This window comes from Pseudomonas sp. CCC3.1 (assembly GCF_034347405.1).
Taxonomy (GTDB): domain Bacteria; phylum Pseudomonadota; class Gammaproteobacteria; order Pseudomonadales; family Pseudomonadaceae; genus Aquipseudomonas.
The window spans coordinates 4,898,573-4,919,706 of record NZ_CP133778.1; the positions used below are offsets into that span (position 1 = coordinate 4,898,573).

General features: G+C 57.3%; 22 protein-coding genes. 17 read left to right on the forward strand and 5 right to left on the reverse strand.

The annotated features are described in order from the left end of the window. Positions 1-80: 80 nt before the first annotated feature. A complete protein-coding gene (locus tag RHM56_RS21325; protein WP_322235833.1) occupies positions 81-908 on the reverse strand; it encodes a thermonuclease family protein in 828 nt (275 codons plus the stop codon). Positions 909-913: 5 nt separating this feature from the next. Continuing rightward, a complete protein-coding gene (gene rpmE / locus RHM56_RS21330; protein WP_322235834.1) occupies positions 914-1,165 on the reverse strand; it encodes a 50S ribosomal protein L31 in 252 nt (83 codons plus the stop codon). Positions 1,166-1,387: 222 nt separating this feature from the next. On the opposite strand from rpmE, the gene RHM56_RS21335 reads away from it, so the two are divergent. The 6 genes from RHM56_RS21335 to RHM56_RS21360 all read left to right on the forward strand — a co-directional run bounded on the left by RHM56_RS21335 (position 1,388) and on the right by RHM56_RS21360 (position 8,971). After that, positions 1,388-3,607, forward strand: a complete 2,220-nt coding sequence (locus RHM56_RS21335) for a primosomal protein N' (RefSeq protein WP_322235836.1) — start codon at positions 1,388-1,390, stop codon at positions 3,605-3,607. Between the two features lie 198 nt (positions 3,608-3,805). Further along, positions 3,806-5,542: an arginine--tRNA ligase gene (gene argS / locus RHM56_RS21340; protein ID WP_322235838.1), complete on the forward strand. Its 1,737-nt coding sequence runs from the start codon at positions 3,806-3,808 to the stop codon at positions 5,540-5,542. Position 5,543: 1 nt separating this feature from the next. Next, positions 5,544-6,236: an SPOR domain-containing protein gene (locus RHM56_RS21345; RefSeq protein ID WP_322235840.1), complete on the forward strand. Its 693-nt coding sequence runs from the start codon at positions 5,544-5,546 to the stop codon at positions 6,234-6,236. 320 nt (positions 6,237-6,556) lie between these two features. Then, entirely contained in the window at positions 6,557-7,087 is a 531-nt protein-coding gene (gene hslV / locus RHM56_RS21350) for an ATP-dependent protease subunit HslV (RefSeq protein WP_016783176.1), read from the forward strand. A gap of 67 nt (positions 7,088-7,154) precedes the next feature. Further along, positions 7,155-8,489, forward strand: a complete 1,335-nt coding sequence (gene hslU / locus RHM56_RS21355; protein WP_322235842.1) for an ATP-dependent protease ATPase subunit HslU — start codon at positions 7,155-7,157, stop codon at positions 8,487-8,489. A 104-nt stretch (positions 8,490-8,593) separates the two neighbouring features. Next, positions 8,594-8,971, forward strand: a complete 378-nt coding sequence (locus tag RHM56_RS21360; protein WP_322235843.1) for a DUF971 domain-containing protein — start codon at positions 8,594-8,596, stop codon at positions 8,969-8,971. 505 nt (positions 8,972-9,476) lie between these two features. Here the strand turns inward: RHM56_RS21360 and RHM56_RS21365 are convergent. From RHM56_RS21365 to RHM56_RS21375, 3 genes are all read right to left on the reverse strand, one after another. Beyond that, on the reverse strand, positions 9,477-10,364 hold the full coding sequence (locus RHM56_RS21365) for a phasin family protein (protein WP_322241831.1): 888 nt from the start codon (positions 10,362-10,364) through the stop codon (positions 9,477-9,479). Positions 10,365-11,036: 672 nt separating this feature from the next. After that, entirely contained in the window at positions 11,037-11,351 is a 315-nt protein-coding gene (locus RHM56_RS21370) for a hypothetical protein (protein WP_322235844.1), read from the reverse strand. Positions 11,352-11,662: 311 nt separating this feature from the next. Then, entirely contained in the window at positions 11,663-11,938 is a 276-nt protein-coding gene (locus RHM56_RS21375) for a polyhydroxyalkanoic acid system family protein (protein ID WP_322235846.1), read from the reverse strand. A 132-nt stretch (positions 11,939-12,070) separates the two neighbouring features. Here RHM56_RS21375 and ubiE point away from each other — a divergent pair, with 132 nt between their 5' ends. The 11 genes from ubiE to RHM56_RS21430 all read left to right on the forward strand — a co-directional run bounded on the left by ubiE (position 12,071) and on the right by RHM56_RS21430 (position 21,105). Continuing rightward, entirely contained in the window at positions 12,071-12,841 is a 771-nt protein-coding gene (ubiE, locus tag RHM56_RS21380) for a bifunctional demethylmenaquinone methyltransferase/2-methoxy-6-polyprenyl-1,4-benzoquinol methylase UbiE (protein WP_322235848.1), read from the forward strand. Beyond that, the gene (locus RHM56_RS21385; protein ID WP_322235850.1) at positions 12,841-13,464 is read left to right on the forward strand and encodes a ubiquinone biosynthesis accessory factor UbiJ; all 624 of its coding nucleotides are present in this window, start codon (positions 12,841-12,843) and stop codon (positions 13,462-13,464) included. The genes ubiE and RHM56_RS21385 overlap by 1 nt, the downstream gene beginning before the upstream one ends. Next, a complete protein-coding gene (gene ubiB / locus RHM56_RS21390; protein ID WP_322235853.1) occupies positions 13,461-15,068 on the forward strand; it encodes a ubiquinone biosynthesis regulatory protein kinase UbiB in 1,608 nt (535 codons plus the stop codon). Before RHM56_RS21385 ends, ubiB begins: the two co-directional genes overlap by 4 nt. 62 nt (positions 15,069-15,130) lie before the next feature. Then, on the forward strand, positions 15,131-15,532 hold the full coding sequence (hisI, locus tag RHM56_RS21395; RefSeq protein WP_322235855.1) for a phosphoribosyl-AMP cyclohydrolase: 402 nt from the start codon (positions 15,131-15,133) through the stop codon (positions 15,530-15,532). Continuing rightward, on the forward strand, positions 15,525-15,857 hold the full coding sequence (locus RHM56_RS21400) for a phosphoribosyl-ATP diphosphatase (RefSeq protein ID WP_322235858.1): 333 nt from the start codon (positions 15,525-15,527) through the stop codon (positions 15,855-15,857). Before hisI ends, RHM56_RS21400 begins: the two co-directional genes overlap by 8 nt. A gap of 23 nt (positions 15,858-15,880) precedes the next feature. Then, positions 15,881-16,159, forward strand: coding sequence for a twin-arginine translocase TatA/TatE family subunit (locus tag RHM56_RS21405; protein ID WP_048366734.1), 279 nt, complete (start codon positions 15,881-15,883; stop codon positions 16,157-16,159). Between the two features lie 10 nt (positions 16,160-16,169). Beyond that, positions 16,170-16,598, forward strand: coding sequence for a Sec-independent protein translocase protein TatB (gene tatB / locus RHM56_RS21410; protein ID WP_322235860.1), 429 nt, complete (start codon positions 16,170-16,172; stop codon positions 16,596-16,598). Positions 16,599-16,602: 4 nt separating this feature from the next. Further along, positions 16,603-17,415, forward strand: a complete 813-nt coding sequence (gene tatC, locus RHM56_RS21415) for a twin-arginine translocase subunit TatC (RefSeq protein ID WP_322235862.1) — start codon at positions 16,603-16,605, stop codon at positions 17,413-17,415. Next, positions 17,412-18,122 (forward strand): 16S rRNA (uracil(1498)-N(3))-methyltransferase, encoded by a 711-nt coding sequence (locus tag RHM56_RS21420; protein ID WP_322235864.1) that lies wholly within the window; start codon positions 17,412-17,414, stop codon positions 18,120-18,122. The genes tatC and RHM56_RS21420 overlap by 4 nt, the downstream gene beginning before the upstream one ends. Before the next feature lie 222 nt (positions 18,123-18,344). Continuing rightward, on the forward strand, positions 18,345-19,913 hold the full coding sequence (locus tag RHM56_RS21425; protein ID WP_322235866.1) for a methyl-accepting chemotaxis protein: 1,569 nt from the start codon (positions 18,345-18,347) through the stop codon (positions 19,911-19,913). A gap of 226 nt (positions 19,914-20,139) precedes the next feature. Beyond that, entirely contained in the window at positions 20,140-21,105 is a 966-nt protein-coding gene (locus RHM56_RS21430; protein WP_322235868.1) for an RHS repeat-associated core domain-containing protein, read from the forward strand. Positions 21,106-21,134: the final 29 nt, after the last annotated feature.

Consider the following 21,134-nt stretch of genomic DNA (forward strand, 5'->3'; position numbering starts at 1 on the left):
TACCCTACGACTTTGGGCCAAGAGCCGCGCCCTGCAAGGGCTGAGTGTCCACAATCTGCATTTAAAATTGTCTACAATTTTTAATGCTCAGCCACTTTCAGCATTCCGGGATGCGTCAATGACAACATCCAGCGAGCCTGCCCCGTTTTCAGGCCGCCGCGCTGTGCGCGATCCAGCACCCAACCCCGCACTTCAACCTCTCTACCACGAAGGTTTGAGAGGTTTTCTTGCTCGAAATTGCCCAATTGATCTGGAGCGATGCGCACCACTAAGCCGCCCTCTAGATCGATCCAGAGCCCGCCGCGATTGCGCTGAACCTTGCTGACTGTGCCGCCGACCAGTGCGAAGCCCGAACGACTGATTTGCGACGGCGCCTGCACCGGCGATTGTCGCCACACACCCCGTTTGGCCACACGAGCGCCACGCTCAGCCGCTTGCTGGCAGTCGAGCATTTCAACGTTAGGCGCCAGCGCGACTTGAAACCCCAAGCCATCGGCCAGCAACTGCGCTTCGAAGTTGCTGCCATTGGCGCCAAAGACATGGGCCAGCGTGCGGCCATAACGGTCTTGAGGCTGCTTGCCCGGCAATAAACCGACACGCCCGTCGCTCTGCGATACCAGGCTTTGCAGGCGTTTGCGCGCTGCATCGGCAAACGGCTCGTCGGAACGACCCTTTTTACCGGTCTCGGGAGCATTGAGGCCGATCAAGCGCACGCTGCGGCCATCTTTAAGGCGCAGCGAATCACCATCGACCACCCGCTCAACCTGTGCGTAAGTCACCGCGCGCGGCGCCGGGCACAGCTCTTGGGCCTGAGCGGCCGAAAACCAAATCGCAGGTACAAAAAAGGCGCCCGCGAGGGACGCCTTTTTCATTAACCCGGCCAGACCAGAAAGGCTGTCCAAAGTCATCAGCCTTACTCGGCTGCTTTTTCTGCTTCTGCTGCTGCTGGAGCTGCTTTAGCGCCGAAAGCACCAAAACGAGTCTTGAAGCGATCAACACGACCGCCAATGTCCAGAGTTTTTTGCTTACCGGTGTAGAACGGGTGGCACTCGTTGCATACGTCAGTACCCAGTGGCTTGCACAGGTTCGAACGAGTTTCGAACTTGTTGCCGCAGCTGCAAGTTACTTGGATGACTTCGTACGCTGGATGGATATCGGCTTTCATGGGGTATTCCTCAGGCTAGCGTGCCGCCACTCAACACCATTGTTGAATACCGCACGTAAATTAGGGCGGGAATGATACCAGACCTTTAAACAGACGCAAGCACCGGGAGTCGGGTCTTTCTTCATCCAGATCCAGGCGTTTGAACTGCCTCAGGCCTGCTTCCGGGCGCGTTGTCTGCTAGGCTCCCGGCCATATTGACCGTCCATCACATGAGAGCCCCGCGTGCCCGACGCCATTTTGCGCCTTGCCCTGCCTTCACCCTTGCGCCGCCTGTTTGATTACCGAGCGCCTGCGGGCGTGTTGCGCAATCAATTACAGCCAGGCATGCGCTTGCGGGTGCCGTTCGGGCGGCGCGAGATGATCGGCATCCTGGTCGAGGTGGTCGATCACAGCGAGGTCCCGGCGGACAAGCTTAAACCCGCCATCGCCTTGCTTGACGCCACACCGCCACTGCCCGCGTCGCTGTTCAAGCTGTGCCTGTGGACGTCGCAGTACTACCAGCACAGCCTGGGCGACACGTTGAGTTGGGCGTTGCCCGTGCTGCTGCGCCAGGGCGAACTGGCCGAAACCCGTCAGGAACGCTTTTGGCAGATCGCCCACGGCGCCAAGCCGGATGATCCGCGCATCGCCCGTGCTCCGCGCCAGCGTGAAGCCTTGGCCACACTCGCCCAGCACCCGCATGGCGTGGCCCATCAGTTACTGAGCAAGTTAAAGCTGAACAAAGACAGCCTCGACCTGCTGCTGGCCAAAGAACTGGTGACCGTCGAAATTCGTCGCCACGCGCCAAGCGCACGGCATGAACACTGGTTGGCCCAGCCTGAACTGCCACTCAACGATGAACAACGCGCTGCCCGCGAAGCGATTCGCGCCGGGTTCGACAGCTTTCATGCTTTTTTGCTGGCCGGGGTGACGGGCAGCGGCAAGACCGAAGTGTATTTGCAACTGATCCGCGAAACCCTCGAAGCCGGCAAACAGGCATTGGTATTGATCCCAGAGATCAACCTGGGGCCGCAAACCCTGGCCCGCTTCGAGCAGCGTTTCAATGCGCGCATCGCGCTGGTGCACTCAGCGGTCAATGACCGTGAGCGACTGGAAAGCTGGCTGGCGGCGCGCGACGGCGAAGCCGACATTATTATTGGCACCCGCTCGGCACTGTTTACCCCGATGAAGAACCCGGGGCTGATCATCATCGACGAAGAGCACGACGGCTCTTATAAACAGCAAGAAGGTTTGCGCTACCACGCCCGCGACCTGGCGCTGGTGCGCGCCCGTCAGGAAAACATCCCGATTGTGCTCGGCTCTGCCACGCCGTCCCTCGAAAGCCTGCATAACGCCTACACCGGTCGTTATGGCCTGCTGCGCCTGAATGAACGTGCAGGCGGGGCCAAACAGCCGCGTTTCCTGCGCCTGGACGTAAAAAGTCGCCCGCTGGACAGCGGTATTTCCGGCCCGATGCAACAAGCCATTGGCCAGACCTTGGCTGCGGGCCAGCAAGTGCTGGTGTTTCTCAACCGCCGCGGCTTCGCGCCGACACTGCTGTGCCATGACTGCGGCTGGATGTCGGAATGCCAGCGCTGCGATGCGCGCATGACCGTTCATCAGCGTTCTGGCGAGCTGCGCTGCCATCACTGCGGCCACGTCGAACGCGTGCCGCGCAACTGCCCGCAATGTGGCAAGGTCGACCTGCGGCCAGTGGGCGCAGGCACCGAGCGTGCCGAGGAGCGGTTGGGCATTTTATTCCCCGACTACCCGGTACTGCGCGTCGACCGCGACAGCACATCGCGCAAAGACGCGATGAACCAGCTGTTTGCGACGATTCTAAAAGGTCAGCCCTGCATTTTGGTGGGCACGCAAATGCTTGCCAAAGGCCATCACTTTCCACGGGTGACACTGGTGTCGATTCTGGATGCCGATGGCGGCTTGTTCTCCGGCGATTTTCGCGCCAGCGAGCGCATGGCGCAGTTGATCGTTCAGGTTGCAGGCCGTGCGGGTCGGGCTGAAGAGCCGGGCAGAGTGATTATCCAAACTCACCTGGCCGACCACCCGCTGCTGATTCAGCTGACTGAACAGGGTTACTTTGCCTTTGCCGAACAGGCCTTGAGCGAACGCCGGGCCGCGGGCTTGCCACCCTTTGCGCACTTGGCGCTGCTGCGCGCTGAGGCCCACAAGCCAGGGCAGGCCGAAGGTTTTCTGGATGAGGCGTGCAGTGAAGCCGAGCGCTTGCTGGGCGAGATGAACCTGGGCGGTATTGAATTGCTCGGCCCCGTGCCTGCGCCAATGGAACGCAGGGCCGGACGTTACCGCGCTCAACTACTCTTACAAGCCAACGCCCGAGCGCCGCTGCATCGACTGCTCAGCCACTGGTTGCTGATCCTTGAGCAAATGCCCAGTGGCAGACAAGTCCGCTGGTCGCTGGATGTGGATCCTGTGGACCTTTATTGACCCACGGCCTGTAGGAACGAGCTTGCCTCGCGATCTTTTGATTGTTTAAAAGATCGCGAGGCAAGCTCGCTCCTACAGGCTTGCAGCTCGCCACTTACGGCGAAAGGCTTGAAGCTTGCCGCTCCGTTAGCGGACAATGCCCAGTTTTTCCACCTGCGCACTGAAGCGCTACCGCGCTTGCGGTCGAAAGAGAAGACCATGAAAGACACCATTCGCCAGCTGATTCAACAAGCCCTCGCTCAACTCGTCACAGAAGGTGTGTTGCCTGAAGGCCTGACGCCAGCGATTCAGGTGGAAAACGCCCGTGACAAGACTCACGGCGACTTCGCCAGCAACATCGCCATGATGCTGGCCAAGCCTGCCGGCATGAAGCCGCGTGACCTGGCTGAAAAAATCATCGCTGCCCTGCCGGCCGATGAGCAGATCAGCAAGACCGAGATCGCCGGTCCTGGCTTCCTGAACTTCTTCCAGAACACCCAAGCCCTGGCTTCGCGCCTGGACGCGGCACTGGCCAACCCGAAAATCGGCGTGCACAAGTCTGGCCCAGCCAAACGCACAGTGGTCGACATGTCGGCGCCTAACCTGGCCAAAGAGATGCACGTGGGCCACCTGCGCTCGACCATCATTGGCGACGGCGTGGCGCGAGTGCTTGAGTTTCTGGGCGACGAAGTGATCCGTCAAAACCACGTGGGCGACTGGGGCACCCAGTTCGGCATGCTGATGGCGTATCTGGAAGAAAATCCGATCACCAGCGAAGAGCTGTCTGACCTCGAAAACTTCTACCGCGCCGCCAAACAGCGTTTCGACGAGTCCCCCGAGTTTGCTGACCGCGCCCGTAGCCTGGTGGTCAAGCTGCAAGCCGGTGATCCGGACTGCCTGGCGCTGTGGACCAAATTCAAAGACATCTCGCTGTCGCACTGCCAGAAAATCTACGAACTGCTGAACGTTAAATTGACCATGGCTGACGTGATGGGCGAAAGCGCCTACAACGACGACCTGATCAACGTGGTCAACGATCTCAAGGCCAAAGGCATGCTGGTCGAGAGCAACGGCGCCCAGTGCGTGTTCCTCGACGAGTTCAAAAATGCCGAAGGCGAGCCATTGCCGGTGATTATCGTCAAGGCAGACGGCGGCTACCTGTACGCCACCACTGACCTGGCGGCCATCCGCTATCGCAGCGGCGTACTAAAAGCCGACCGCGCGCTCTACTTCGTCGACCAGCGTCAGGCCCTGCACTTCCAGCAAGTGTTTGCCGTGGCGCGCAAGGCCGGTTTTGTGACCCATCCGATGGAAATGGAACACATGGGCTTCGGCACCATGAACGGCGCTGATGGCCGTCCGTTCAAGACCCGTGATGGTGGCACTGTCAAACTGATCGACCTGCTCAACGAAGCCAAAGAGCGCGCCTACGCACTGGTGAAAGAGAAGAACCCTGAGCTGCCAGAAGATGAACTGCGCGCCATCGCCAAGGTCGTCGGGATCGGCGCGGTGAAATACGCCGACTTGTCCAAGCACCGCGCCAGCGATTACAGCTTTAACTTTGACCTGATGTTGAACTTTGAAGGCAATACTGCGCCTTACCTGCTGTATGCCTACACCCGTGTCGCGGGCGTGTTCCGTAAACTGGGCAAGACCTTCGACCAAGTGGAAGGCCACATCGTACTGGCTGCACCGCAAGAGCAAGAGTTGGCGGCCAAATTGGCGCAGTTCGGTGAAGTACTGAACAACGTTGCCGAAAAAGGCACACCGCACACGCTGTGCACCTACTTGTACGAAGTAGCAGGTCTGTTCTCCAGCTTCTATGAGAACTGCCCGATCCTGAACGCTGAAGACGAAGCACAAAAACAAAGCCGTCTACGCCTGGCAGCCTTGGCGGGCCGTACCCTCAAGCAAGGCCTGGAGCTGCTGGGTCTGGAAACTCTGGAGCGCATGTAAGTTGGCCGCCAAGAAAAAACCTGTCCCCAAGCGAGGCGCCAGCCGTTATCAGGCGCCCGCCAAGAAGCCGATTCCGGGCTGGCTATGGATGGCCATTGGCCTCACGGTTGGCGCATTCATCGTGTTTTTGATGAAGCTCGAACCCGGCAAGGGCGACGACGTCAAACGGGTCAAGCAAGAGCAGCAGAAAGCGTCGCAAGTGGCTGAAGCTAACAAGACTGCGCCGAGCCCGACTCAGCCAGCCAAGCCCAAGTACGATTTCTATACGTTGCTGCCCGAGTCGGAAGTGATCGTGCCGCCAGAAGCCGTACCGGAAAAAACCCTGCCGACGCCGCAAACCGCGCCGCTGGCACCGGTGACGCCAGCCGAAGCGGCGAAGATCGACACGGTACGTGCTCAAGCAGCCTTGAACGGCCTGACGCCACCGCCTGCGCCACCTGTGGTCAAAGCGGCACCCGTGACCAAGTTCTTCCTGCAGGCAGGTTCGTTCCGCAAACAGGCAGATGCTGACAAAGTGCGGGCGCAAATCCTGCTGCTCGGCCAGACCGCTTCGGTTGAGTCGGGTACGGTAAAAGACGAAACCTGGTACCGGGTACTGGTCGGTCCGTTCAGCAATCGCGAACAACTGACCGTGGCACAGAAACAATTGGCGAGTGGCGGTTTCAACAATCTGCTGCTGCAACAGCGCCGCTGATGTCACCTGATCCCACAGGGGAGATACCCCCTGTGGGAGAGCCCATTGCGTAGCAGTTGCCGAGCCTGCGAGGCTACGTCCGGCTGCGTAGCAGTCGTAAAATCAAGTACTGCGATCTATCAATTAAACCCGGCACTTAGCGTTTACGATCGCTTCTCAATCGGACGCAGCCTCGCAGACTCGGCAGCTGCTACGCGTTTTCGCGCCCCTGGATTCCCCCTCCTTTCATCTGCATTCCCTCCCCCCGGTTGAAAAACCCGTCACAACCCCCATATGTATCTCCATCAGGCATTTTCGCCCCGCTGCGTGGAGACTCTCCCTTGACCACCATCGTTTCAGTTCGCCGCCACGGCAAAGTCGTTATGGCTGGCGACGGCCAGGTTTCACTTGGCAACACCGTGATGAAAGGCAACGCGAAAAAAGTCCGTCGTCTGTACCACGGCCAGGTTATCGCCGGTTTTGCCGGTGCGACCGCTGATGCATTTACCTTGTTCGAACGCTTTGAAGGCCAGCTGGAAAAACACCAGGGCCATCTGGTTCGCGCCGCTGTCGAGTTGGCCAAAGAATGGCGTACCGACCGCTCGCTGAGCCGCCTGGAAGCCATGTTGGCAGTTGCCAACAAAGACGCGTCCCTGATCATCACCGGTAACGGTGACGTGGTTGAGCCAGAAGACGGCTTGATCGCCATGGGCTCGGGCGGTGCATTCGCCCAAGCGGCAGCCCGCGCCCTGCTGATGAAAACCGAACTGTCAGCCCGCGAAATCGCTGAGACCGCACTCGGTATTGCTGGCGACATCTGCGTGTTCACCAACCACAACATCACTATTGAGGAGCAGGACCTCGCTGAATAAGCCGCCTGCCGGGCCCGTTCGCTGGCCCGTGTGTGCACCTTAATTAGCTAGAGGAACGCCAACTACTATGTCCATGACTCCCCGCGAAATCGTCCACGAACTGAATCGCCACATCATCGGCCAAGACGACGCCAAACGTGCCGTCGCTATCGCTTTGCGTAACCGCTGGCGTCGGATGCAGCTGCCAGAAGAGCTGCGCGTTGAAGTGACCCCAAAAAACATTCTGATGATCGGCCCTACCGGCGTCGGTAAAACCGAAATCGCTCGCCGTCTGGCCAAGCTGGCTAATGCGCCATTCATCAAGGTTGAAGCGACCAAATTCACCGAAGTGGGCTATGTCGGCCGCGACGTTGAATCGATCATCCGCGACCTCGCTGATGCTGCGATCAAACTGCTGCGTGAGCAAGAGATCGTCAAAGTCCGCCACCGTGCTGAAGACGCTGCTGAAGAGCGCATCCTCGACGCGCTGTTGCCGCCTGCCCGCACGTTTGGCGAAGAAGCAGCTGCACCCCAGGACTCCAACACCCGTCAGTTGTTCCGCAAGCGCCTGCGCGAAGGCCAGCTGGACGACAAAGAAATCGAAATCGAAGTGGCTGAAATTGCTGGCGTCGATATTTCTGCGCCGCCTGGCATGGAAGAAATGACCAACCAGTTGCAAAGCCTGTTTGCCAACATGGGCAAAGGCAAGCGCAAGAGCCGCAAGCTGAAAGTCAAAGAAGCCCTGAAAATGGTGCGTGACGAAGAAGCCAGCCGCCTGGTCAACGACGAAGAACTCAAGGCCAAGGCGCTTGAGGCCGTCGAACAGCACGGCATCGTGTTTATCGACGAAATCGACAAGGTTGCCAAGCGCGGCAACGTGGGCGGCGCGGATGTCTCCCGCGAGGGCGTACAACGTGACCTGCTGCCATTGATCGAAGGTTGCACGGTCAACACCAAGCTGGGCATGGTCAAGACTGACCACATCCTGTTTATTGCATCCGGCGCGTTCCACCTGAGCAAGCCAAGTGATCTGGTACCTGAGCTGCAAGGCCGTCTGCCAATTCGTGTTGAGCTCAAGGCGCTGACCCCGGAAGACTTCGAACGCATTCTCAGCGAACCACATGCTTCGCTGACCGAGCAATACCGCGAACTGCTGAAAACCGAAGGCCTGAACATCGAGTTCATGCCTGAAGGCATCAAGCGTTTGGCGGAAATTGCCTGGCAAGTCAACGAGAAAACCGAGAACATCGGTGCTCGTCGTCTGCACACGCTGCTTGAGCGCCTGCTCGAAGAGGTATCGTTCAGTGCCGGTGACATCGCCAGCGCACAGAACGAAGAGCCAATTCGTATTGACGCCGAGTACGTGAACAGCCACTTGGGCGAACTGGCCGAGAACGAAGACCTCTCGCGCTACATTTTGTAAGACGCGTCAACACCTGTAGCCGCTGCTGCACGTTGTCACCAGGCCACCCGCCTGGTTTACAGCCTGCGCCAGCGGCTATTCTGTTTGTGTGAGGAGCAAAAGCCATGACCAAAATCCCCAACGCGATCAACCTGCACAAAGCGTCAAAAACCCTGACCCTTAAATACACATCGGGCGAGGAATACCACCTGCCAGCCGAGCTTCTGCGCGTGCACTCCCCGTCTGCGGAAGTGCAGGGGCATGGCAAACCGATTCTTCAATTCGGCAAGATTAACGTCGGCTTGAGCAAGGTAGAGCCAGCAGGACAGTACGCACTGAAACTGACGTTTGACGATGGCCACGACAGCGGGCTTTTTACCTGGGATTACTTGTATGAACTCGGGGTACGCCAGGACGCGTTGTGGGAAGACTATCTGGCCGAACTCAAAAAGGCCGGCAAGTCGCGCGACCCATCGGAGTCAGTCGTTAAGTTGATGTTGTAACGTTTTTGACTGCGCAATCGATGTGGGCAATGAATGTTGCTCAGTTTAGGTTTGCGCAACTCCAATCGATCTTTTAAAAACCTGTGGTCCCTGCCGCAGGCAGCGATCGGAGTGGCGTGCCACTTCGGCAGCTTTTACGCGCGCATATCCATTTGATTATCAACGGCTTTTTACGGGTTACGCCCTTACGGCGTGTCACTTTGTTAAGAGCGACAACGTAACCAAAACGCTCTTGCCCCTATCACTCAGTACCTCGCCCAGGCTCGGTATGCCCTCACCACAGGCATTGTTCCGTGGGCACGCCGCGATCGGCCAGCGTGACTTAAGGGGGCTCCCTAGATCAAAAACCAGATCAAAGGCTACAACCAGATCAAAGGCGCGGTGACCTGGTAGCCGAACTGTTTTTGTAGTCGCTGCCGCAGGCTGCCATGGGTTGCACAGCGACCCCGTTGCTGAAGGTCCTTCGGTCGTCCTGCGACAGCGGCTACAGGTTCAGTCGTTTGCGTTATGAAGTGGTTGTCTCAGGGCTTGGTGCTGGAGTTGCCGAAGCCGTTGGCGCAGCAGGAGTCGCTGCGGGAGCTTTGGCTGCAGCCGGTTTTTTGGCAGCCGCCGGTTTTTTAGCCGCCGGTTTCGCCGCAGCCGGTTTAGCTGTTGCAGGCTTGCTCGCAGCAGCAGGCGCTTTGGCAGGTGCTTTAGCAGCAGGTTTTGCTGGTGCTTTGTCGGCTGGTTTTGCGGTCGTTTTGGCCGCAGGCTTGGCAGCGGGTTTCGCCGCGGGTTTGGCAACTGTTTTCGCAGCAGCACTGGCCGCAGCTTTAGCTGGGGCTTTAGTCGCAGATTTTGCCGCAGCAGGCTTGGCAGGTGCTTTCGCCGCTGGCGTTGATGACGCCTTGGCCGCTGGTTTGGCAGCAGGTTTTACCGCAGCCGTTTTGGTCGGTGCAGGCTTACTGGCAGCAGGGGCTTTGGTGGCGGTTACTTTTGCCGCAGCAGCGGTCAACTTTTCGATGTGTTTGGTCAGCGTTTCCACTTGAGCATGTAGCGTTTTCACTTCTTCACGGCTCGGCACACCCAGGCGAGATATGGCGCTAGTCAGGCGTTTGTCGAAAGCCTCTTCGAACTCGCTCCATTTCTCCAACGCCAGGTCTTTAACATCCTCGACGCGTGAACGCGCAGAAGAAGTAGATGATTTTGCCTCTTCAACCAATTTACTGCCTGCACTCTTGGCCAGCTTTTCGGCTTTCTCGCCATCTTTGACCAAGGTATCAAACAGCTTGCTGCCATCTGTATCAATTTTCGAATACACGCCCAAACCGGCTAGCCAGATTTTGCGCGAGTACTCTTCAACCTTGCCTACCCATGTGTTGCTTTCTTTAACTGCCGGTTTTTTAGCCGCCATCATGTTCCCCTCAATGTTCGGTTGCGACGCCTGTGAGCTAAAGCGTCGAATCATCAAGATGAACAACGTGCTCACCTCCATCAGTTTTAGACGCTAAACCGCCTTGTTTCAAGGCCGCTCAGTGCGAATCAACAAACAGAGAACACCAGCACTATTGGTTTTAAGGCAATGGCGCGAGTAGCGACGCCGAGGCTCTTTCATAACTGACAAGAAAAAACGCTATCAGGCCAATCATTTCTGTTTTTAAAGCATGAGCATCTACCAAGACTTCTGGTCCATCCGGCACATACCTATAGAACTGAACCCATTGAGAAGAAATGGTCACAAAATCTGACTGTTCACCAGCAAGCGTTTCAATCGTTTAGCCAGCCCTATTTTCATTCGGTGCAATCTCATAAGAACAAGTGCACGCGAACACTTCCAGCACACGCTTTATCATCTCGCTCATAGCGTCTTCGACCCGATCAGTCTTATACGCACCAACAAACATGAAACACGCTATAAAAACTACGTTGACGTTCTTTTCCAATTTTCAGAGGGCAAGTGCAACTCACTGTATTGAACATTATTCACCCCCTCACAAAAACGCCCCCCTTTCTATTTACAATCGGGGAGCGTTCAGAGTCGCAGTATTACCTAAATCGTCATTCAACTAAGTACTGCAACAAGCAATTACGCTTCAACGGAACCTGGGAAAGCAGCTTCCATCAGTTCCCGGACTTCACTTTCAGAGGTCCATGCATCGTCAGCGGCTTCAGCGCCGAAGGTTAAGAACATGACGCGATTGTCGACAACACTTACCAGCCCGATAACACTACCGGCCTTGGTTTGGATGTAGTAATTGATCCCGGCTTTAGGCTCCACGACTGGCGACCAAATAAGTTCACGCGAAGAAACATAATCAGCCAGTATCGATTCAGCCTTGACATTAATATCTTTGGCGCTGAGTTGTGGGCGGTGAATAACAGCATATTGATAAACAGACATCATTAAATCCTTGGTTGGTTTAGTTTGGTTTTGCTTGGTTCGCTTTAACGCTTTAACGCTTTAACGCTTTAACGCTTTAAACCAATACTAGCCTTCCTTTATAAAACGCCAACCCACCCAAACTTACACTTGAATATCAGGCACACCAGATAACTAAAGGCTTTTAGCCGATTCAGACTTTACAAATAAATTAAATGGACATGTTAATTGGGGAATTCCTACGCACTACACATCCAACCCTCACATCCCAAGCGCTTATGACGATGCAGATCACCTGTCATCGCCATTTACAGCGTCTTAAATTCACCCTTTCACGCCAAGGCTTTGTCCAGCGAGCGTTCAATTTCGGATTGAATCATGCCGCTCATCGGCGACATCAACAGACCCAGTTCAACGTCAACCTTGATGGTTTTTTCGCCAATTTTCAGGGTGCCGTTCACCCCCGAACGTTTCAGTTTTACCGTGTCGCCTAACCATTCAGGGGTCAGGCCGTACTGCCCGGCCAGCTTTTCAACCAACGGTTGAGCTTTTTCACGTGCTGCCTCAAGACCCAGGCTATGGGTCCGTTCAACGCTAATACGAGCCATTGGATCACTCCGAGTAAATTAGGCCGTCACTATACGGGGTGGAGGCCACAATCAAACCTCAACAGCCCCCGGCCAAGACAAAGCCGGCCACCGGGATTAGAATGGCCAGCATTCTCTTCTGGTGACAGCGATATGACTGATCAGCGCAAAGGCAGCGATGCCGAACCCACCACCCACTTCGGCTTCAAGAACGTGCCGGAAAGCCAAAAGGCGGAAAAAGTCGCCGAGGTGTTCCACTCCGTAGCCGGCAAATATGACCTGATGAACGACGTTCTGTCGGGCGGCATGCACCGTCTGTGGAAGCGTTTCACTATCGAATTGTCTGGCGTACGCCCTGGCAACAAGGTGCTGGACATCGCGGGCGGTACGGGCGACCTGGCGCGCAAGTTCTCGCAACTGGTCGGCCCGACCGGCCACGTGGTGCTGGCTGACATCAACGCCTCGATGCTCAAGGTCGGCCGTGATCGCCTGCTGGATAAAGGGGTGGCAGGCAATATTGAGTTCGTTCAGGCCGACGCCGAAAAGCTGCCGTTCCCGGACAACCACTTCGATTGCGTCACCATCGCCTTTGGCCTGCGTAACGTGACCCATAAAGAAGACGCGCTGCGCTCCATGCTGCGCGTGCTCAAGCCGGGTGGCCGCTTGCTGGTGCTGGAGTTTTCCAAGCCTACCAACGCGCTGATGTCCAAGGTGTACGACGCCTATTCGTTCGCCTTTATGCCAATGGTCGGCAAGCTGATCCTCAATGACCCGGAGAGCTATCGCTACCTGGCCGAGTCGATCCGCATGCACCCGAACCAAGAGACGCTGAAGTCGATGATGGTCGAGGCCGGTTTTGACCGCGTGACCTATCACAACATGACTTCAGGCATCGTTGCCCTGCACCGCGGCATCAAGCCCTGATGCTGCTGCGCGGCCTTCTCGCCAGCGTCGAAAGCGGGGTCAACCGGGTTTTACGCCTGGACGGCACCGCGATGACGCGCTTGCGTCCTTTGACCGGCAAGGTAATTGCCGTTCAAGGCACAAGCCCTTCATTGCAGCTGTTTATCTTGCCCAGCGATGAAGGCCTGCTGCTGGCCGCGCAATGGGCCGCCGAGGCTGACTGCACCTTGCGTGCGCCGGCATCGAGCCTGCTGCGTCTGGCGTTGAGCAAGGACAAAAGCGCCATTTTGCACAGCCCTGAAGTCGAGCTTGAAGGCGACAGCGCAGCGCTGATGGAGTTGGCCGCCGTGCTGCAAGACCTGGAGCTGGACTGGGAGTACGAACTCTCGCGCTGGCTAGGCCCGGTAGCCACGGCGCTGATCGGCGGCCACCTGCGCAGTCGCGCTAACTGGTATCAGCAAGGGTTCGCCAGCCTCAATCAGAATCTGGCCGAATACCTGAGCGAAGAAGCCCGCACCTTGGTCGGCGAACGTGAAGCGCAAGCGCGCTTCGATGAACTCGACCAACTCAAACTCGACCTGGACCGCCTGGAGGCACGCTTCGAGCGCCTCAGTCGATCCCTCAATACCAGCGATAACGCATGAAGCTGCTTGCCATACGCCGTTTGTTTCGCATCCAGCGCGTCGTTATTCGCTACCGTCTGGATGACCTGCTGTTTGCCCTGCCTTTGCCGTGGTGGATGTTGTCATTGCGCTACGTGCTGCCGTGGCGCTGGTTCCCGCGTAAAAAACTGGAGCTGAGCCGAGGGGCGGCCCTGCGCCTGGCACTCCAGGATTTGGGGCCGATCTTCATCAAATTCGGGCAAATTCTCTCGACTCGCCGCGACTTGTTGCCCCCGGACATCGCTGACGAGTTGATGCTGCTGCAAGACCGCGTGCCACCGTTTGACCCGCAGTTGGCGGTCAAGCTGATCGAAGAACAGCTCGGCGCCACAATCAGCGAAGTCTTCAGCCGTTTTGACATTGAGCCGCTGGCCTCGGCCTCGGTGGCTCAGGTTCACTCAGCCAAGCTCAAAACCGGCGAAGAAGTGGTGGTCAAGGTCGTGCGTCCGGGCCTCAAACCCATTATCGGCTCTGACCTGGCCTGGCTATTCATTCTGGCCAAGACCGCTGAGCGCCTGAGCGCCGACGCCCGCCTGCTGCACCCGGTGGACGTGGTCAGCGATTACGAAAAGACCATCTACGACGAACTCGATTTGCTCCGCGAAGCGGCCAACGCCAGCCAGCTCAAGCGCAACTTCGACGGCTCGCCGCTGCTCTACGTCCCTCAGATTTACTGGGATTGGTGCCGCCCGAAAGTCTTGGTCATGGAACGTATCTACGGGATTCAAGTCACCGACCTGGCGGCCTTGGCCGATCAGCGCACCGACATGAAAATGCTCGCCGAGCGCGGGGTCGAGATCTTCTTCACCCAAGTGTTCCGCGACAGCTTCTTTCATGCCGACATGCACCCCGGCAATATTTTCGTCAGCACAGTCAATCCGTGGAGCCCGCAGTACATCGCCATCGACTGCGGCATCGTCGGCAGCCTGACACCCGAAGACCAGGACTACCTGGCGCGCAACCTGTTCGCTTTCTTCAAGCGTGACTACCGGCGTGTGGCGCAATTGCACATCGATTCTGGCTGGGTGCCCGCGAACACCAAACTCAACGAGTTTGAAGCGGCGATTCGGACCGTATGCGAACCGATTTTCGAGAAACCGCTGAAAGAGATTTCCTTTGGGCAGGTCCTGATGCGCCTGTTCCAGACTGCTCGGCGCTTCAATATGGAAGTCCAGCCGCAGTTGGTGCTGCTGCAAAAAACCTTGCTCAACATCGAAGGCCTTGGCCGTCAGCTGTACCCTGACCTCGACCTGTGGAGCACCGCGCAGCCGTTCCTTGAACGCTGGATGCGTGAACGTGTAAGTCCTAAAACCTTGCTGCGCAACTTGCACAGCCAGGTTGAACAGATCCCGCATCTGGCGGGCATGACCCGCGATTTGCTGGAGCGCTTATCGCAACCTCATGCCAAAAACCAGCAGTTGAGGGTGCAAGAGCCCAAAGATGGCTGGTTCTTGCGCCTGCTGGGCGCCGGACATGTGGTCGCAGGCGCCTTGCTGGCAACTGCTGGCCCATTGGGCAGCATCGGGTACTGGCCTGCGGGTATCCTGCTGGTCGTGGGCCTTTATCTGATCGTGCGCCGATCGTAGGAATTCTGGTCACTCTTGAGAGAGGCTGGCAAACTGTGGGCATCGCGAGTGCGGAGTCAAACATGAAAGACTGGCTGGACGAGATCAAATGGGACAGCGACGGCCTGGTGCCGGCGATTGCCCAAGACCACAAAACCGGGCGCGTGCTGATGATGGCCTGGATGAACCGCGAGGCTCTGAGCCTGACGGCGGCCGAGAATCGTGCCATTTACTGGTCACGCTCGCGTGGCAAACTGTGGCGCAAGGGTGAAGAATCAGGCCACGTGCAAAAACTGCATGAAATGCGCCTGGACTGTGACGCTGACGTCATCATCCTCATGGTTGAGCAAATCGGTGACATCGCTTGCCATACCGGCCGTCGGAGCTGCTTCTATCGCGTGTACGAAAACGCCGAGTGGAAGACCGTTGATCCGGTGCTTAAAGACCCGAACGCCATTTACCACGCAGGCCATTCTCATGACTGACACCCTAAGCCGCGTCGCTCAAGTGCTCGAAGAGCGCAAAGGCGCCTCGCCAGACAGCTCCTATGTCGCCAGCCTGTACCACAAGGGCCTGAACAAGATTCTGGAAAAGGTCGGCGAAGAGTCGGTCGAAACCATCATCGCCGCCAAAGATGCCGCCATCAGTGGTGATTGCAGCGATGTGATTTATGAAACAGCTGACTTATGGTTCCACAGCATGATCATGCTCGCCCAGCTGGGTCAGCATCCTCAGGCCGTACTGGATGAACTGGAACGCCGCATCGGCACCTCCGGACACGTGGAAAAGGCCTCGCGGCCGTCCGCCTAAACCCTTTTTTCAAGGAGCACAGCATGGGCATTTTTGACTGGAAACACTGGATCGTCATTCTGGTAGTCGTGGTCCTGGTCTTCGGCACCAAAAAACTGAAAAACCTGGGCACTGACGTGGGCGAATCGATCAAGGGCTTTCGCAAAGCCATGAACGATGACGAAAAGCCTGCTGAGCCGGTGGTTCCGCCTGCACAGCCCACTGCTGCACCCACCCCGCACACCACTTCGACCCTGAATGAGCCGCACACGATCGACGTGCAGGCACAAAAAGTCGAAGAGCCAACCCGTAAAGACGTGTGAGCCAAAACTAATGTTCGGTATCAGCTTCGGTGAACTGCTACTCGTCGGCCTGGTGGCCCTGCTGGTGCTCGGCCCCGAGCGCCTGCCAAGCGCTGCGCGTACGGCGGGCCTGTGGATCGGGCGCTTGAAACGCAGTTTCAATGCGATCAAACAGGAAGTTGAACGTGAAATCGGCGCAGATGAAATCCGCCGCCAGTTGCACAACGAACACATTTTGTCGATGGAAGAGGAGGCCAAGAAGATCCTGGCCCCGCTCCAACCACCCGTGCCGCCCGTGGTGCCGACAGAGCCCGTAATTGCGCCGCAGGTTACGCCTGTAACCCCGCCGCCTGCAGAGCCTGCCAGCCCTGCACCGATCAGCCTGAGCAAGACCGAGTCCGAGCCTGCGCCTCAACCGCCCGCGCCACACGACCCAACCCTGCCACCGCGAGCCCCTTAAGCGCATGAGCGAATCCTCCCAAAACGAGCAGCCCGAACACGACCAGCCCATGCCACTGGTTTCGCACCTGACCGAGTTGCGCACCCGCTTGTTGCGCTGTATTGCGGCGATTTTTCTGATCTTCGTCGCCTTGTTTTCCTTCACGCAGCAGATCTACACCCTGGTCTCCACACCGTTGCGTGAATACCTGCCGGTGGGCGCCACGATGATTGCCACCGACGTGGCCTCACCGTTCCTCACCCCGCTCAAGCTGACCATGATGGTCTCGCTGTTTATTGCGATCCCGGTGATCCTGCACCAGATCTGGGGCTTCATTGCGCCCGGCCTGTACAAGCACGAAAAGCGCATTGCCGTGCCGCTGCTGATCTCCAGCATCTTTCTGTTCTACGCGGGTATGGCCTTCGCCTATTTCCTGGTGTTCCCGCTGGTGTTCAAGTTCTTCGCCGCCGCCACCCCCGAAGGCGTGGCAATGATGACCGACATCAGCAGCTACCTTGATTTCGTCATGACCTTGTTCTTCGCCTTTGGCGTGGCCTTTGAAATTCCGGTGGCCGTGGTGCTGCTGGTCTGGATCGGCATCGTCGACGTCAAATACCTGCGCAAGATCCGCCCGTACGTGATCATCGGCTGCTTTGTGGTCGGCATGATCCTGACCCCGCCGGACATCTTCTCGCAGACCCTGCTGGCCGTCCCGATGTGGATGTTGTTCGAAATCGGCATTCTGTTTGGCAGCCTGATCACCAGAAACAAACGCAGCGATGACGAAGAACCGGCTGACAGTGACACCAACGCTCAACCGCCAGCACCTCAAGCGTGAACCTGCTGCTCCTCGAAGAGGCTGACTTCATTGCTGCCGACCGCGTAATCCTGCGCGACCGGCGTCTGACGCACATGCAGGACGTGCACCGTGCCGCCGTAGGCGACAGCCTGCGGGTGGGGCGTATAGGCGGGTTGATGGGCCGTGCCGAATTGGTGCGTCTTGAAGCCAAAGAGGCTGAACTGGTGATCCTCAGCCTCGACCAGCCACCGCCGGAAAAACTCCCGCTGACCCTGCTGCTGGCCTTGCCGCGTCCGAAAATGCTGCGCCGGGTGCTGCAAACCGTGGCGTCGATGGGCGTGCCAAAAGTGGTACTGGTCAACAGTTATCGCGTTGAAAAAAGTTTCTGGCAGACCCCCTTTCTGGAACCCGAAGCGATTCGCGAGCAGCTTGTTTTGGGCTTGGAGCAGGCCCGTGACAGCGTACTGCCTGAAATCATCATCGAAAAACGTTTTAAACCGTTTGTCGAAGACCGCCTGCCCGCCATGGTCGAGGGCACACTGGGCTTGGTCGGTCATCCCGGCGATTACCCGGACTGCCCGCGCGGCCTCAACCAAGCGGTGACACTGGCCATCGGCCCGGAAGGTGGCTGGATCCCTTACGAAATCGACCTGCTGGCCAAAACAGGCCTGCAACCGGTGCAACTCGGCGCTCGTATTCTGCGGGTCGAAACTGCCGTCACCGCCCTGCTCGCTCGCCTGTTCTAAGCGCCACTCTCTCTGCTTGACTCGCGGTCTTTTAAGATCAAAAGATCGCGAGACCAGTTCACTCCTACATGGCACCAGGAAGCTTCCTGCGACCTGTGTCACACATTCGACGTGCGTATTTTAGTTCTCTCCTCTGACGCCGATGCTCTGTTAATCCATGAGCACCGCTAAGCAATGGACCGCTTTTCGCCTCACGACCCGCGTCACTAAAGGAGCAACACCATGTACCGTCGTTTAGCCCAACTACTCGGCAATATCAGCGTCAATCGTAAACTCGGGTTGGGCTTCGGCCTGGTATTGGTTCTGACGCTGCTGATCGCGGCAACGGGCTGGAATGGCCTGGTTTCTGTCATTGACCGAGGCGACAAGCTGGCCAACATTTCAAAGATCATCGGGCTGACCAAAGACTTGCGCATTGCCCGCCTCGATTATCAGATTAGCCAGGCCGATAACGCCTACCGCGACGTAAATGAGCGGCTGAGCGATCTGGACACCTCGTTGCAGCTCTCGCGCAAAACTCTGACCGCACCCGAAGACCTGGCGTTGGTCGATCAGCAACTTAAGGCGGCGGCTGAGTACAGGCAGGCCTTTACTGACCTCACCCAAACCAGCCAAGGCCACGAGCAAGCGTTGCAACGCATGCAAGTGCAAGGCAATAACCTGATCGAACTCAGCCAAAAATTGTCGTCGATTCAAACCGCCAAGCGTGACCAAGACAGCCAGCAAGCCAAAGTGCTACTGGCCAGTTGCGCCCTGTTGGCGCTGGTGATCGGCATCATCGCCGCCTGGATCATCACCCGTCAGATTGTTATCCCGCTGCAACGCTCGCTTAAAACCGTTGAATTGGTCGCCGCAGGTGATCTGACCCGCAACCTCCAGACGAATCGCCGTGATGAACTGGGCCAACTGCAAACCGCCATTCAGCGGATGACCGAAGGCCTGCGCGAGCTGATTGGCGGGATCAGCGAGGGCGTGACCCAAATCGCCAGTGCCGCCGAGGAACTTTCAGCAGTCACCGAGCAAACCAGCGCCGGGGTCAACAGCCAGAAGGTCGAAACGGATCAGGTGGCCACGGCCATGAACGAAATGGCCGCGACCGTGCAAGAAGTTGCGCGCAATGCCGAAGAAGCGTCTGAAGCCGCTGCCGCTGCCGACCAGCAGGCCCGCGAAGGCGATCACGTGGTCGCGCAGGCCATCGCACAGATTGAAAAACTGGCGGCTGAGGTCGGTCACTCTACTGAGGCCATGGGCCATCTCAAGCGTGAAAGCGACAAGATTGGCAGCGTGCTCGACGTGATCAAGTCCGTTGCCCAGCAAACCAACCTGCTGGCGCTCAACGCGGCCATTGAGGCGGCACGGGCCGGTGAAGCCGGACGCGGTTTTGCGGTGGTGGCCGACGAGGTACGCAGCCTGGCGCAACGCACTCAGCAATCGACCGAGGAAATCGAAACGCTGATTGCCGGTCTGCAAAGCAGCACGCAGCAAGCGTCCAGCAGCATGGACAGCAGCCGCACCCTGACCGACAACAGCGTCGACCTGAGCCGTCGTGCAGGCGAGTCATTGGGCACTATCACCCGCACCGTGTCCGCCATCCAGGCCATGAACCAGCAAATCGCGGCTGCGGCCGAACAACAGAGCGCCGTGGCCGAAGAGATCAACCGCAGCGTGCTGAACGTACGTGATGTGTCTGATCAAACGGCCGCTGCCAGCGAAGAAACCGCAGCGTCGAGTATTGAGCTGGCACGATTGGGGACTCATTTACAAACGCTTGTAGGACGCTTCAAGGTCTAAGTACTTCCCGACAAATTTCGTCGTTTACCTGGCAGTTTTGCCAGCTAGACGACGACAATGGGCCGCGACACACTCGTTTCTCCTCCAAATCGCTGGTAGAACGACCGTGAAAACACCCACAACAACATCGGTAACCCACTATGCGTACGACCCTCTGGACCGACTAATTACTGTCGCAACCGCCGCTAAGCCTCAGATCCGCCGTTTTTATCGAAGAGATCGGCTCATGACTGAAACTCAGGGCTCACGCCAGCTGCAAATTGTTCACTTAGACAGTGTGCTGTTGGCCGAGCGAGAGCATGATGGCGACATCACACATGTGCGTGCGCTCATGACGGACTATCAAGGCTCGGTTTTGCAAACCAAAGACGGGCACACGGCCTACGCACCTTACGGGCACCGCTCAGGGAGCGTTGCAAGTACCCTGGGGTTCAATGGTCAATACGCTGACCCCGTCACCGGCCATTATCCCCTTGGTAACGGCCACCGGTTTTTCAACCCGATTGTGATGCGATTCAACAGTGCGGACCGTTTGAGCCCTTTTGCAGAGGGCGGATTGAACTGTTATGCCTACTGCGCTGGGGACCCGGTGAATCGCTACGACCCAAGCGGTCAAATGTTTGAAGCCTTTGCATGGCTGGGCATGGCGATCGCGGACTTCACTACAGGTTATGTATTCCCTCTGTTCAAAAAAATAAACCCCCTAAGACGCGCTGTTGCAAACAACCGCATCATCAATAGCCCCCAATTCAAAAAAGCCTCAAATACGCTTGTTGAAGCAAGCGCTTTTATGGGCTCTACTGCATTTCTCGCCAGAAGCGCTTTGTACAACACCGACGCGCCAGCCTTGAGTAATGTCCTGTTAGGGATAACCATTGGGTCGGCAGCAGGGGCAACGGTCGGTTCCGTAACAAGCACTTTGAATAGCTTTGGTCAATTTCTGGCGAAGCCTGCTCGGGTTATCAAACCTCCCACCATCAAGCGTTCAGCATCTTTGGTTAATATGCGCCATACCTCTAAAAAGGTATTCAGAGTCTCTGATGCACAGAGCGGTAGCCGCTCAACACAAGCACGAAAGATTCAGAAAAACGCAAATCGATTCAAATTGGAGAGTGAACTTAACAGCCTACTTTCTAACCGAAGAGAATCAGCCTCTGACTCAGCACGCAATATTCGAAAGCAGAGCGTATGAGGACATGTTAGAAAAATAGCTGACGGCTC